The sequence below is a fragment of the Methanolacinia paynteri genome (assembly GCF_000784355.1).
In the GTDB taxonomy this organism is placed as follows: domain Archaea; phylum Halobacteriota; class Methanomicrobia; order Methanomicrobiales; family Methanomicrobiaceae; genus Methanolacinia; species Methanolacinia paynteri.
Genome location: NZ_AXDV01000001.1, coordinates 43,723 through 57,676, shown reverse-complemented (window position 1 = coordinate 57,676; position 13,954 = coordinate 43,723). Strand labels below are relative to the sequence as shown.

Below are 13,954 nucleotides of genomic sequence, written 5' to 3'. Positions count from 1 at the left end.
AAGTTCACGGGCAAGTTCGGTATACCCGTAAAGAGCCGTAACCTGATTTAAGACATCATGCCGGGTGACACTTGACAAGAGGTTCAGCTTCGCATTGGCCTTCGAGAGCTCCTCCTCGATCTTTTTCCTGAAGGTGATGTCCCTTTTGGCTTCACGCCTTCCGGCCCACTTGCCATCCGAATCATAAACAGGCTGGCAATTATGCGATATCCATTTCATTTCACCGTCTTTGGTGATAATCCTGAAATCGAACTGGATGATATTACGCATGTCCTCGCTCATGGTGTTGTAATGATTATAAACACGCGGCCAGTCGTCAGGGTGAACTATCTTTTGAAGAGTCTCTATTGGAGAGTTGTAGAAATCTTCTGCAGGATATCCCGTAATTCTCTTGCATGACGGGGAAATATAGATAAATTCTTTCTCCGGGCTCATCCACGACTCCAGATCGTACGTGAAATCCGCAAGAGTTCTAAGCTTGATCTCGCTTTCCCTCAGCTGCTTCTCCATCTGTTTGCGGTTGCTTATATCAAGGATAACACCGACCACACCTGCAACGCTCCCGTCAGCCTTGAAAAGAGCAGTCTTGGAGAACAGCACGTCGATTATCTCGCCCTTGGAGTTGTTGATCGCATATTCATACTGCTGGACATGCGGATTCTGGATGATCTCCTGGTCCTTAAGCGTATAAACATCCGCGAGATCCTTGTTGAAGAAATCATGGATCGTTTTGCCGATAATCTCATCCCTGGAAAGCCCTACCAGCTCTTCGAAAGCACGATTGCAGTCATGATATATCCCGTTGACGTCACGGTAGAAGACCGGAGCGGGGATGGTATCCTTCAATGCCTGGACGAAGTTTACCTCCTCTATCAGCTCTCTTTCCATCTTCTTCCGATCGCTGATATCCATGATAACTCCCACTATGCCGTCGACAGTACCGTCAGCGGCGAATCTTGCGGTCTTCGAGAAGAGGACATCGGATCTCTCACCTTTGGCATTGTTTATTTCATACTCGTAAAGCTGGACATGCGGGTTATCGACGATCTTCTGGTCCATCATTGCATAGTGATCGGCAAGATCCTTTTCAAAAAAGTCATGAATCGTCTTGCCGATAATCTCGGCCTTAGAGAGTCCGACAAGCTCCTCAAAGGCACGGTTGCAGTCATGATAAACGCCTTTGGTATCACGGTAGAAGACCGGGGCAGGCATAGTGTCCATTAAGGCCTGGACATAGTTGAACTCTTTTTTGAGCTCCCTCTCCATCTTCTTCCGGTCGCTGATATCGACAATTACCCCCACTATACCGTCGACTGTCCCGTCGGCTGCGAACCTTGCGGTCTTGGAGAACAGAACGTCGATAATCTCTCCTCTGCTGTTATTTGCAGCATACTCATACTGCTGTATATGAGGATTCCTGACGATCTCCTGGTCACGCATTGCATAATGGTCGGCAAAATCCTTGTCGAAAAATTCATGGATCGTCATCCCTTTGATCTTTTCCTTTGGGAGGCCAACAAACTCCTCGAAGGCACGATTGCAGTCGTGATAAATGCCTTTGGTGTCGCGATAAAAGACCGGAGCAGGCATAGTGTCCATTAAAGCCTGGACATAATTCACCTTCTCCTGGAGATCGATCTGCATTAGCTTCTGCTGGGTGACATCCCTCCCAACTGACTGAAATTCGCTGAGTTTTCCGGAATCATCAAAGATCGCCCGGTCACTCCACTGTTGCCAGCGAACCTCGCCATTGGGAAGAATAACCCTGTGTTCAACATCCCCTATCGGATCATCAGGAGTCAGATCTGAAAAATGCCTTTTTAAGGAAGGAATCTCTTCCTCAGGAACATCGTGATTGAGTTTATGCCCTATAAGTGCATCATATGCAATACCATAATAATTGCAGAAGGCATCATTCGCAAAGATTATTGTTCCGTTCGGAAGAAAACGGCATATCAATTCTGTCTGGCTTTCGACAACGGCACGATAGCGCTCTTCGCTCTTTTTGAGTTCCTTCTCGGCCATCTTCCTGCTGACAGACTGCCGGATCATGTTTTCAAGTTCTGCAAACTGGGCCTTTGGTTTTCCTCCCTTCTGCAGATAAAAATCGGCACCGTTGTTAATGGCCTCTATCAGGACATCCTCGCGTCCCCTGCCGCTGAAGATAATAAAAGGAGTATCAATTCCTTTTGCTCTCAGACGTTTTAAAAATTCGATCCCGTCAAGAGCGGGCATCTCATAATCGGATATCAGAACATCATATGATGTAGTTTCAAGATCTTTTATTGCATCAACTGCAGAGGTAAAGGTAGTAACCTCAAATTCACCGCTTTTCTCCAGGAAACCCTTTGTTATTTCAACAAGTGCGGGCTCGTCGTCGACATGAAGTACCTTGATCACATTTACTCTCCACAACCGGATGCATGTCAGTCATCGATGACAATCAGGTTAATTATACCAAATATAGAGTTTTGAATATAAGCATATAGCTATTTTGAATTCGGCATAAAATGATTATTGTTCGCGGATAAGCATATATCCGCCTGCCATCAGGATAATTCCAATCAATAAAGCTAAAAGCCCCAGGAATTTATCGATTATCATCTGAACGGCATCTATCGAAAAAGTGAGCCCTATACCGAAGATTACAAGAATAAGTCCGATTAAAAGTGCTGTTGCACCAAGCCAATCCATAATTTTTCACCTACCTCTAAAAAGGGTAGAATAATATTAATAATTTTGGAAATTAAATTCAGTCCGCCAGGCGCTCACGAAAGAAAGAACTTTCAGCTGCCTGAATCACGGGGAACCGGATCTGCAGGAATGACATGACCTGCAATAATTATCCTGTAGCATGCAATAACCAGCGCCACGATCACAGGCCCTATGATGAAACCGACCACGCCCATAGCCATTATTCCACCGAAGAAGGCAATGAACATAATAACACCACTTATTTTTGTGCGTTTCCCCATCAAAAACGGCCTGATCCACCAGTCGGGAATGGCACAAAGCAGAGGCCATGCAATGGCAATAATAATTACCAGGCCCTGCCAGTCCGAGATAGAGATCGCATACAGGGCAAGGAAGGCGATCATAACCACAGGCCCCAGCACAGGAATAAGAGCGAGTACAGTAGAAAGGACTGCAAAGAAAAGGATATGATCATAGCCGAGGATGTAGAATACAGGAAATGAGGCTATGAACACTATAAAGGCGACTACAATATGAACATTAAACACCGCATAAAGCATGTCGACTATCGACTTTTCAAAGATTTTTATAGACGGCATCACTGAACGCGGCATTATAGATATAAAATCCGAGTGGATATTATCCCCAAATACAAGAAAGAGGTACATTGAAAGGAAAAGAATGAAAGTTTTCATTATAATCTGGGGTGCCATAGACAGCAATTGCAATGACCAGTCTTCTGTTTTTTCAAGGATCTGGAGAAAGATGTCAGAAGAGATGGCAAAAGTTCCGGAGATTTGTTCAGCTTTGATGTTAAAGAGAAGAGAGTTCAGCCATGCAGTTATGGATTTGATCATATTGAGGAAAAAGCCGGAATCATTGATTATTACAACAGCAGTGACATAGAATGCCACAACTATAAAAACCGCAACCAGGGTCGTGATAATCGCGGCAGAGATCCCGGCCCTCATCTTCAGTCCCAGGTACCTCTGTGCAGGCATAAGGACAATTGCAAAGGCTGCAGCGACAATCAGTACTCCAATCAGGGTCGAGAAAACCGCAATCGCGGATACTGCCACAATCAGAATAATAAAATAGATCAGCAATAATCCGAAATCGGGCAGTCTCTGCATTTAAATGATCATCTCTCAGATACTATTTAACAAATTCCCTTCTCTAAACGCCATAAGAAAAACCAATTAAATAGTGTTATTACCTGATCCAAATAGACAATTACTGGGAGTATTTAGGTATGATATTGACTTCTAAGGAGATCATAATCCTCTTCCTCGCGATTTACCTGATCTTTATCATTGCAGCACTCGTAATGGTCAAAAGACGGCAGTCGGGAAGAGTACGGGACAGGGACGATATCAGGCAGGAGAAAAAATTCAAAACAAGGTTCTTCAGGAGTTTAACAGTAGGATTCCAGCTTGAGTCGATAAAAACACTGGATGATATCGTAAATATCTACGAAGCTACGGCCTCATTAAGCGACGAAGATATGAACTACCGTTACGGGCTTTCCAGGTATATGAGGGAGTACCTTATAGCCCTTCTGTCAAAGGACGAAAAGATTATCCCGCAAACTACAAACGAAAGCGAGATACAGGAATGGAAGAAGATTCTGGACAAAATTATCTCTGAAAACGACATCCAGGCACCTTTTGCAGACCTTCCGCCTCTTGAGAGAAACATACTGAACGACATCACGATATTCCTTGCAAAAAACGACCAGTATCATATCAATGAGAAGCTTAAGGAGCTCTCAAGGTTGATCAAAGCAAGGGACGGCGAACTAAACAGGATGTACCGGAGAAATGACGGGTCATTCCAGATCGCACTGGTAAGCATCATCATTTCTTTAATCTTCGGAGTCGTAGCTGCTTACCAGTACATATGATCCGGGCCAATTAACCCGGTTCAGCTATTTTGATAAAGAGTTGTAACCGTGTCTATCTTCCGTGGCACGATGCTGCTGAAAGAGAGGGTATTGCCGGTCGTTATAAGCTCAAATGAAAAAGATTTCCTTCCGGACACTTCATTTTCGGGGGACAGGCTGATTACGATGGTCGCATACTCACCGCTCTCAAGATATAACGGGAATTCAGGATCACCCTGCTTATCGGTTACACCCCATGTGCCGGGTGCCGGATTATCAGAATAAAGCGGATCTGATTTAGGTATAGTTACAACATTATGTTCATCCGACCATATAACGGTCATTTTGGATATATCAAGAGGATTGCCGGTGCCGTATTTCTTACCTATAGTCATTACAAGAGAACTTATTTTTCCTGAACTTTCATTTTTAAGACCATAAATTGGATTTTCAAGGATTAAAGGCGACGAGGATTCTTCTACTGCAGAGTATATAACCTGCTGCGACTTTTGAACCGAAAAAAAACCTGCACCTAGTATGACATATGAAAACACGGCTGCAACTACGATGAAAGCCACAAGAACCAGTGCAGCTTCCAGGCCGGTAAATCCCTCACTCCCATGACGAACACCAATCCCCATAACCTTAATAATAATATAAAAGTTACAATGTATAATTCTTGCTTACGTAAAAAATTTCATTTGCTTTTCAGGATAATGGGATAAAAAAACCCTTTTAGTGGTTCCGCCAATCATATTATATGGAGAAAGTCGAATCACTAAGAGGCGTTCCAGGAATGCTCAGGCCGTTCAAGGAATTTATAAAATCGCTTGAACTGAATGAAAAAGACCAGATTGTGTTTTACGGGTGTCCCGGAACATGTACGCCTTTTGTAGAGCTTCTCGGTTATGCAGTGAGAGATCTTGGGTGCAAAATTATTTTCGTACCTCTTCTTGACGAAAAGAAAGCTGTTACCCTTGAAAATAAAGAAAATGTGGGCCTGCAGGCCAATGGCGAACCTGAAAAGATCGATCCTTCGCTCGTCGTGATTATGGGCGGCCTTGCCATGCCCAATGTCCCCGTATCGGCTGATGACGTAAAGAAGACAATCGGCAAATATAATTCAAAAGCTGCAGGAATCTGCTTCATGAGCATGTTCGAAAAAGAGAAATGGACGGATATTCTCAACTTTGATCTGATAATCGATGCAAAGATCGATCCCGTCGACATCTGGAAAAATTAATTTATCCTTTTTTAAGACTGAATGAAAATCTGGAACCTTCGTTTATACCCTTAAAAGACGATTCGCCTATCGTCAGATATGTACCGTATCTTTCGAGAAGTTTGTTGACGATATACAACTGAAGCCCTGTACTTCTTAACTGATACTCGTTGCCTTCCTTTTCATCCCTGTGCAGGATTGAATTTTTTTCTTCGACGGATAATCCCGGTCCATTATCATCGATATGGATAAGAAACCGATCACCCAGATCTTCGACGATAACTGCAATTTTTGTATCCATTCCGCCGTTGCGCAAACTATTCCCGAAGAGATTGGCAAATACCTCAGGAAGAAGGCTCCCGGCCTTAACTTTTGCTCCTGTGATCTTGTAGCTTATATCAACATGCGAATAACGCTTCATTCCTTCATTTACAGCATTATCGAGAAGGACCGGAACATTGGAAGATGAAGATGCCTTTAACTTTCTGACAGCACTGACAGACTGGATAATCTGAAAACTCCTCTCTGCCGCAAGGACAATTCCTTTAGAATATTTCTGAATCTTCGGGTCATCGGTGTGCTCAAGAAGGGATGCATAACCGAGCACTATGTTATTGTAATTATTCAGGTCATGAGACATTACTTCAAGATATAGATCAGCCTCGCCATTAGCCTCGAATACCTCCTTTTCAGCCTTTATCTGCTCGTTCAGGGCTATTATGGCACGGTCCTTCATCTTCCGGTAAGCCTCGACCTCTTTTTTCAGGTCGGAGATATCCTCGATAATAAGAAGTGCATATTCATCACTTCCGTCATCACGCTGATACGGAACGATTGAAGTCCTCTGCTCCATCGACCTTCCGGACGCCTTATCCTCGGGGATTATCGACAAACCAAGGCTGGAAGAGAAATATTGGGGGATATGCCGGTATATCGAATCATTTAATCTATCCAGAAAAAAGTCGTCTTCAAGATGAGGGAACAACTCCGTCAGTGGTCTGCCGAAGACTTCTTCCATAGTTAAACCTGTCCACAACTCCAGCCGGTGATTCCAGAACCTTATATTTAAATTGGTATCGACTGCGCAGACACCTACGGGGAGGTTGATCAGTACACCAAAATCTTCAGGAATATTCATCTTGTAAGCCCCGTTCAGCCATTGACATTCCGTACACTGTTAAGCAGACGCTCCAGTGAGCCCATCTCGAGGATCATAATGATATTCCCGGATATCTCAAGGTCCCTGATTATAAAATTCGCACGTCCGATTATGATAAACTCTTCAGTGAATTTCTTGCAGCTCCTGATGAGATCCTCAATCTCGGACTCGCTGTAAACGGGGATAGAATACGACAAACTGGTTTTAAGGACGTTGCTGATCGACCCCATCACTCCGCTCACGAGGATGTTTCCAACTTCCTTTAAGACCTCGACTTTCATAGCATCGAGTTCAGGAGAACCTTCGTTCTCGCCGGTGACAGCCATTGCAAGTTTTGCACCGCTGTCCTGGGGGAAAACAACAGCAGTTCTTCCAGAGAAAGAACCGGAATAATCAAGGCTTACAGTGGCGAGTTCCCCGTCTGTATCACAATTATGAATTTCATCCAGTCTGCCGACAGGTATTATTTTTACATCAGGAATGCTGAGAGTGACATGTGATCTGGTAATTTTATTCAGTATTCCGGCAGAACGTCCAAGTCCGATATTAATCAGTTCCCGGAATGCATCGATATCACTCTCCGTGATCGCATAGCTCATCATATCATCCTACATGAACAAGATCTGAAATTTTTTCCAAAAGGTCTTCCTTTACAACTGGTTTGTTGAGAAAACCGGATGCTCCAAGCTCAAGACATTTTTCCCGGGTCGTATCCTGGATATCGGAAGTCAGGATAACCACAGGAATGTCCAGTTCCAGTCTGCCCGCTTCCTCCATAAAATCAAATCCTCCCGAATCGGGCATATAGATATCAAGAAGAATGAGATCCGGCCTGTACTTTAAGGCAGCTTCAGCTGCCTCAATACCGTTCGCTGCCTCCCTGTATTCATACCCGTGATCCTTCAATATAGATATGATAATATTCCTCTGAAAGGCAGAATCATCGGTTACAAGAATCATCACCATAATAAAATTCCTCAATGGAATTATTTGATTGATTATTCTATAAAGCCGTACCTGTTTTATATCGAAATCTTCGTTCAACTGGAATTAATAATTGACATAATTGGCATAATCGGCTTATGATAGAGAAATACTAAATCAAATCAACGAATTTTGTGAAAATAGAAAAAAATTTAGATGTATGGGTTGCGCAGGCCCTTGTTGACACCAAGGGTTGCACGTGCTTCGAGAGTCTTCTTGTTCTTGTCGATCTTGCCTGTTGCAAGTTTCGTGACAAGGTCGAGACCTGGCTTGACGCTTGCAATATCCTTTGTCTCGAAGTAACCGGCGGCAATTGCCTTGGACCAGACGTCCTCTCCCTTCTTTGTGCGGACAAAGACTGTGCTCCATCCGTCGGGACTGCCGACTGAACCTGTAGATACATCAGCAAGATTTGCTACGTAGTCAAGACATACGTGGCATCCGGGCTGCTCGTACTTGTGTGTTGCAGCGAGCGGAATCTGTGAAAGCGCTCCGCGCTCGGTGTATACCGAGAATTTGCCCTTTCCGATGTCCATCTTGACTGCAGACTCCATCTTTGTCTGGCAGTGGTCCTCGACGATTGTCTCAAGACCCATGTACGGGAAGTTCTCCATGCAGAAGATACCGATTGCAAGAGCAATCTTGTCGGGTACCTTACGCATTGCCATAGGATAGAGCTGTGCCTTTCTGAGTGCCTGCATCTGGCACGGTGTTCCGACGATACCGACTTTGTCGAGACCGTATGAACGGGTTGCTTCCTTGATCAGCATCATGTTCGGGCTGATCGTGTATTTTGTGCCGCGTGCTGCAAGAAGCTCTGCCTTCGTTGTTGCAACGATGGGCTCGGGCTTCCAGGGCTCGTCTCCGGGGGCTGCTACGATAGCTCCGTCTATAATGCCCTCTTCGAGTGCATATGTAAAGAGCTGTGTTACAATTCCTCCGTCCTGTGAGCACTTAAGGATATCAGCATCTGCTGCACGTGCCGAGACTGCTGTCTTGTAATTTCCAAGAACCATTTTACTCACCTCCCTTTCCCATTGCACCGTCAATTGCTTCCATGATGCCTTCAAACTGGTTGATTACATCGAAGCTGAATTCGCTGCGTGGGCACTGTGCGTAACATGCACCGCATTTGATGCACATCTCACGGTCGATGTTGGGCCTTCCGTATTCCATCGTGATGGCACGGACAGGGCATGATGCTGCACATGTACCGCAGCCCATGCAGAGACCCTGGTTGATGATATCATACATGAGGTCGCATCCGCAGGCCTCTGTTCCGCGCTTTGCAAGGTTCATGAGCGGCGTAAGGTACGCTGCTGCAAGAGCCTTCTGCTCGTCAGTTCCCTGAAGAAGCAGGTATGCCATGACACAGACGTTTCTGATTGCTTCTGCTCCTGGTGGGCAGGACGGGAGATATACATCCACGTCGATCAGGTCGCCGATCGGCACAAACGATTCATGCTGGGGCTGGTTCCACTGACCGCCGCGGCAGAATCTTGTAACGTTTCCATATGCTGCACATCCACCGAGGGCGACGACAACTTTTGCCTTCTCCCTGGTTTCTTTAATCTCACGGACCGAGCACTCGTCCTGAAGACATACAGATCCCTCTACAAGGGCTACATCCATTTCCGGGATGTGCCTTACATCAGCGAGTGTAAGACAGTATACAAGATCTGCGTAGTCATCGAGAATCTTGAACAGCCCTTCATAGTTATCTGCAAGTGACACAAGACATCCGGTACATCCGGACATGTGAACGTGTCCAACGGTAATTTTGTTTACCACAGGCTTTTCCTCCTTAATTTTTTCTTCCAGCTTTTGTTCTACCTTCACATCCGAGGGCTTTTTCGCAGGCTTGGCTCCGGCTGCGGCCTTTCCGGCTGCAGGTTTTCCGGGTTTTTCAGCTTCCTGCTCTTTCCCTTTGAAGATTTCCTTGAGACGCGATAGTAGTCCCATAATCCACCCCTACTTCGGCAAGCGCAAGGCGCATCGCCTTCGGAATGGCCTTTCTAACGCTTTCAGTGACCCAGAATTCAGCTTCATCAGCCTCATTATCCATCTGGGATATGTCAATGCTCTCCGGCTGGCATCCGAATATAACGATATCCGTCTTTTCCGCAAGAATCTGCAACGGTTCGCGAAGACCCCATGAATGAGGATCAGTATAGGCACCTGGCGACAAAACATCAGGTGTCACTCTCGTGATCTCTCCGGGTTCTCCTCCAAAGTTCATAATATCCAGTATTACCATCTTTTTTACAGGAATATCCGATTGCGCCATAAGCGTAAACAGATAATGCGGACCTGCGAGCCCTGCATCCAAGATTTTCACATTGTCGGGCAGAGAGAGTTTCTTAAGTTCGGCTATTACGGCCGGCCCGAAACCGTCATCCGTTTGAAGCGGGTTTCCGCACCCGACAATCATATTCTCGGCATACCAGTCAGACATCAACAATACACTCACTGAACAAGCTTCTGGGCCACTACCTTCTTCTCTTCATCGACCACCATCATGTGTGTAGCGCATGACACACATGGGTCGTAGGCACGAACAATAACCTCTGCAAGCTGCCAGGGTGCTCCTTCAAGTGCACGGCTGCATACAGGGAAGTTCCAGGTTGTCGGTACGAGAAGCGAATACCACTGGACGCGTCCGTCCTTTACCTTTGCAAGGTGTACGTCGGCTCCACGCGGGGCTTCATTTGCTGCCCATCCGAGCGAGCCGTCTCCCTGCGGGATCTCGTCTGCAATTACGCTTCCTGATGTGTCGAGTGCATCTAATGCCTCGATTGCACTGTAGAAACAGTCCATGTATTCCATCTGGCGTGCGATCTGCAGGCCCATTGCTCCCTTCCTGTCATAGTTACGGAAGATTGCAAGACGTGCACGGGGACCTACCTCAACAGGTGCTCCGTCGTACATCGGGACAGCTGTGCATGCTTCCATCTGCGGCCAGGCTTTGCCTCCGGCAGGTGTGGTTGCATGGTTCGGGTAGTTTGGATCGTCAAGTGTGATCTCCTGCTCGCCCATATACCAGTCCCAGGGGCGGACCTCGGTCCAGCGCTCGGGGTACCACTTGGGTTCTGCATCCAGGTTTGTGCTTGCGTAGAGCGGGTCTACTGCCATGTATCCCTGGTCATGGAAACCGAACTTTTCGGTCTTCTCGACTTCATATCCTGCTGCAACTGATGCAGTTGGACGTGCATCCCAGTCCTTAAGAACCGTGATCATGAACTCCATGTGCTCTCTTGCAAGATCCTTACCTTCTTTTAAGAGATCGTAGCACTTCGCCTTTGCACGGGGTGAGATGTTCTTGTACATACCACCGATACGGGGGTTGGACGGGTGAATCGGCTCGCCGCCTACAATCTCACCTAATGTCTGACCGATCTCACGGAGCTTCTGGATGCGCAGTGCAACACTGCGTACAGGCTCTTCTGCCGTGAACGGGTTGATGTGAACATCTGTACCGGGCAGGTACATGTCAGGCAGAGTGAGGATGTTGTGCAGTGCGTGTGAGTGCAGTCTGTTTGCACACTGTAATATAACTCTCAGGAGGTATGCATCGTCCGGAATTTCACAGCCGATGGAACCCTCCATTGCTTCAATACCTGCAAGAGTATGCGCAATCGGACAGATACCACAGACACGTGAAGAGATCTTCGGTGCCTGGTGCATTGTCTTTCCAATTGCGAGTTTCTCGATACCCCTTACAGGTGTAATACTGAGCCAGTCACCGCGCTCGATTATTCCGTCATCATTGACTTTTAAAACGAGTTTGGTGTGACCCTCATGCCTTGTGGTTGGGGAAACCTCTACAACTTTCGACAAATTTATCGCCTCATTTATAAATTTTGTTCAAATGGCTATACTGGTGTAAAACACATTTTGTTTATTGCAACACACGTACATGAAACTCAGTACGCTAATTGGTAATTTCAGTTTTGTCCTTAAAAATAACTTTCGTTGTTGCATTGGCGTCGTATTACGAATCTAAGCGAAAGTAACAACAAATATCAATAAACACACATTGGGGGAGCAAAACAAGGGTTAAAATAAAGGAGAAAGGTGGATTTTTGTGAGACCACGCCGTTTGGGTCCGATCAGAACGACTCGTTGATCTCTGCTCTAAGTTCAGCTATGGTTGCCTTTCTCTCGGCATATGCATCGTGCTGATGAATGCTCTCCTCATTCGTCTGGCGAATCGTTATAAGCGAATCCCCGGGAAGGAAATCGAACTCTGTCAGAACGCTCTTCGCCATCTCCCTGACGCAGTCTTCCACAAACCTTGCATTCTTATGGGCTGAAAAAACAACATGGCTTTCATCGCCTCTTTTCAGGAGCTCGTATATCTTTGCACTCATCGAGTTCTTCAGGACGCTTATTATCTTTTCAAGATCGACCCACTGGTCATCGTCGATTTCAATGCTGAGGAAGCCCTGACCTCTCTGGTTGTGGGTCGCCATAGGCACTGCATCAAGGAATTCGACGATCTTCTCCTGCTCGATTCCGAGTTCGGCAAGTTTATTCTGGGCGATCTCTTTCATGATGTTCTGTGCACACGGGCATGCCGTGATTCCGGTAACCTCGGCCCCTATACTCTTCCTGATAATCGGTTTTCCGTTGTTGCGCTTCGCAACCGCACTTGCAACTACTTTGACAACCTCATCGCATTCGGTCTTTGATACGGGAGTTTCGCGTCTTACCATGAAGGTGCTGGTCATCAGGACTTCTGTCCTGTCAGCATATTCATGGTGATCCAGGAGTTTTCGTGCGACCGAGTTGCAGACATCCTCGATGCCTTTTACCTCTCCTTCGACTGCCTTCTGGAGAACCTCATCGATAACCTCGAAGTTGCGAGACATGTTCGCACCCTTCAGGCTGCTCGGGAGATCTACAAAGACATCAAAATTGGAGATGAAAATTACTGGTCGCTTGCCAGGCCTTGCTACTTCAATAAGCTTTTTGACATTTTTCACACCGACCCTTGTCAGGTTGATGCGAACCTCTGGTAAAGTGGATTGTGTATCCGGGAGATCCATCGAATATACCTCTTCGATCATAACATTACAGGTATCTCTGATACGCCCGCAACATATTCATACAGGTTGCGTGATCGTATCTAATCCCTGTAACTATTTTTTGAAGATGATATAATATTTATGAAGTTAACCTGTTTTTGATTTTTTAAAAATAAACCCTGAATTTTAGATAAATTTTAAATTCAGCCACATTTTATAAGATTTTTAAGCAGAAGCAACTACAGAGCAAAATCTACATTTTTCATCAAAATCCGGGATACGCAGAATAAAGGATTCTCATATTTTACCTTTTGCATAGCATTATGCAATAACATTTTAATCGGAAGCGCCCGAGAATAACCTATGAAAAGCCTGATCGTATATCATTCGGAGACCGGAAATACAAAAAGAGTCGCCGAGTATATCCATGAAAAAACCGATTCCGACATCCTCGAACTTAAGCCGGAGAAAAAGTACTCCAAAATCGGAATGTATACATCCGGAATAAAGAGAGCACTGATGCAGCAGGGAGACGAGATCGGCATTACAAATATCGATCTCGCGGCCTACGACACAATAGTCATCGGAACACCCGTATGGGGAGGGCACCCGACACCTGTGGTCAATGCAGGACTGGACATAATCAAAGATGGAGAAGACAAAAAGGCCGTTGCATTCGCCACTTACCGTGGTTCGGAAGGAGAGACGCTTAACATCCTCAGAAAAAAACTCGAAGATGCCGGGATGGATGTGGTTGGTACGTACGGTTTCAGCGAGAAGGAGACCGAAGACTCCGGAAAGATTGATGAGATGATTAAAGCGGCGGAATTGTAAACTGATTTGGTACTAGAATTCGGGAGGGGGAGGATTCCCCCTCCCTATTACTCTCCCCCTCATGGTGATAAGTCGCCAAGGGGATGGACAAGCATCCCCTTTGGCTCCAAACAAACTCCGCCTGTTTTGATCCAAGATTTTATTCCAGGTTG

Annotated in this window: 15 protein-coding genes; 3 read left to right on the top strand and 12 right to left on the bottom strand. The window is 45.8% G+C overall.

Translation table 11 applies throughout. The features are described 5' to 3' along the window. The 3 genes from METPAY_RS00315 to METPAY_RS00305 form a co-directional block, all read right to left on the bottom strand. Window positions 1-2,400: PAS domain S-box protein (locus METPAY_RS00315; RefSeq protein WP_048148103.1), on the bottom strand; the 2,400-nt coding region annotated here is incomplete at its 3' end. 114 nt (window positions 2,401-2,514) lie between these two features. Beyond that, a complete protein-coding gene (locus METPAY_RS00310; RefSeq protein WP_013328553.1) occupies window positions 2,515-2,694 on the bottom strand; it encodes a hypothetical protein in 180 nt (59 codons plus the stop codon). A gap of 92 nt (window positions 2,695-2,786) precedes the next feature. Further along, complete coding sequence (locus tag METPAY_RS00305) at window positions 2,787-3,827, bottom strand: AI-2E family transporter (RefSeq protein ID WP_048148101.1); 1,041 nt, start codon at window positions 3,825-3,827, stop codon at window positions 2,787-2,789. A 119-nt stretch (window positions 3,828-3,946) separates the two neighbouring features. Between METPAY_RS00305 and METPAY_RS00300 the strand changes: the two genes are divergently transcribed. Further along, a complete protein-coding gene (locus tag METPAY_RS00300) occupies window positions 3,947-4,597 on the top strand; it encodes a hypothetical protein (protein ID WP_048148099.1) in 651 nt (216 codons plus the stop codon). A gap of 20 nt (window positions 4,598-4,617) precedes the next feature. Here METPAY_RS00300 and METPAY_RS00295 read toward each other — a convergent pair whose 3' ends face one another. After that, window positions 4,618-5,217, bottom strand: coding sequence for an archaellin/type IV pilin N-terminal domain-containing protein (locus tag METPAY_RS00295; RefSeq protein ID WP_052418597.1), 600 nt, complete (start codon window positions 5,215-5,217; stop codon window positions 4,618-4,620). Window positions 5,218-5,336: 119 nt separating this feature from the next. Between METPAY_RS00295 and METPAY_RS00290 the strand changes: the two genes are divergently transcribed. Continuing rightward, window positions 5,337-5,819 carry a DUF2124 domain-containing protein gene (locus METPAY_RS00290; RefSeq protein ID WP_048148097.1) on the top strand — a complete coding sequence of 161 codons (483 nt, stop codon included), beginning with the start codon at window positions 5,337-5,339 and terminating at the stop codon, window positions 5,817-5,819. Window position 5,820: 1 nt separating this feature from the next. Here METPAY_RS00290 and METPAY_RS00285 read toward each other — a convergent pair whose 3' ends face one another. The 8 genes from METPAY_RS00285 to mptA all read right to left on the bottom strand — a co-directional run bounded on the left by METPAY_RS00285 (window position 5,821) and on the right by mptA (window position 12,989). Next, window positions 5,821-6,936, bottom strand: a complete 1,116-nt coding sequence (locus tag METPAY_RS00285) for a PAS domain-containing sensor histidine kinase (RefSeq protein WP_048148095.1) — start codon at window positions 6,934-6,936, stop codon at window positions 5,821-5,823. 14 nt (window positions 6,937-6,950) lie between these two features. Next, window positions 6,951-7,559 (bottom strand): chemotaxis protein CheC, encoded by a 609-nt coding sequence (locus METPAY_RS00280; RefSeq protein ID WP_245611484.1) that lies wholly within the window; start codon window positions 7,557-7,559, stop codon window positions 6,951-6,953. A gap of 1 nt (window position 7,560) precedes the next feature. Beyond that, window positions 7,561-7,923 carry a response regulator gene (locus METPAY_RS00275; RefSeq protein ID WP_048148093.1) on the bottom strand — a complete coding sequence of 121 codons (363 nt, stop codon included), beginning with the start codon at window positions 7,921-7,923 and terminating at the stop codon, window positions 7,561-7,563. A gap of 170 nt (window positions 7,924-8,093) precedes the next feature. After that, entirely contained in the window at window positions 8,094-8,957 is an 864-nt protein-coding gene (gene frhB / locus METPAY_RS00270) for a coenzyme F420 hydrogenase subunit beta (RefSeq protein WP_048148091.1), read from the bottom strand. 1 nt (window position 8,958) lies between these two features. After that, complete coding sequence (gene frhG / locus METPAY_RS00265; protein ID WP_048148117.1) at window positions 8,959-9,732, bottom strand: coenzyme F420 hydrogenase subunit gamma; 774 nt, start codon at window positions 9,730-9,732, stop codon at window positions 8,959-8,961. 115 nt (window positions 9,733-9,847) lie between these two features. Then, on the bottom strand, window positions 9,848-10,396 hold the full coding sequence (gene frhD / locus METPAY_RS00260) for a coenzyme F420-reducing hydrogenase, FrhD protein (RefSeq protein ID WP_048148089.1): 549 nt from the start codon (window positions 10,394-10,396) through the stop codon (window positions 9,848-9,850). 11 nt (window positions 10,397-10,407) lie between these two features. Beyond that, window positions 10,408-11,778 carry a coenzyme F420 hydrogenase subunit alpha gene (gene frhA / locus METPAY_RS00255; RefSeq protein WP_048148088.1) on the bottom strand — a complete coding sequence of 457 codons (1,371 nt, stop codon included), beginning with the start codon at window positions 11,776-11,778 and terminating at the stop codon, window positions 10,408-10,410. Window positions 11,779-12,050: 272 nt separating this feature from the next. After that, window positions 12,051-12,989, bottom strand: a complete 939-nt coding sequence (mptA, locus tag METPAY_RS00250; protein WP_013328541.1) for a GTP cyclohydrolase MptA — start codon at window positions 12,987-12,989, stop codon at window positions 12,051-12,053. A gap of 342 nt (window positions 12,990-13,331) precedes the next feature. Between mptA and METPAY_RS00245 the strand changes: the two genes are divergently transcribed. After that, window positions 13,332-13,802: a flavodoxin family protein gene (locus tag METPAY_RS00245; RefSeq protein ID WP_048148086.1), complete on the top strand. Its 471-nt coding sequence runs from the start codon at window positions 13,332-13,334 to the stop codon at window positions 13,800-13,802. The last annotated feature ends 152 nt before the right edge of the window (window positions 13,803-13,954 follow it).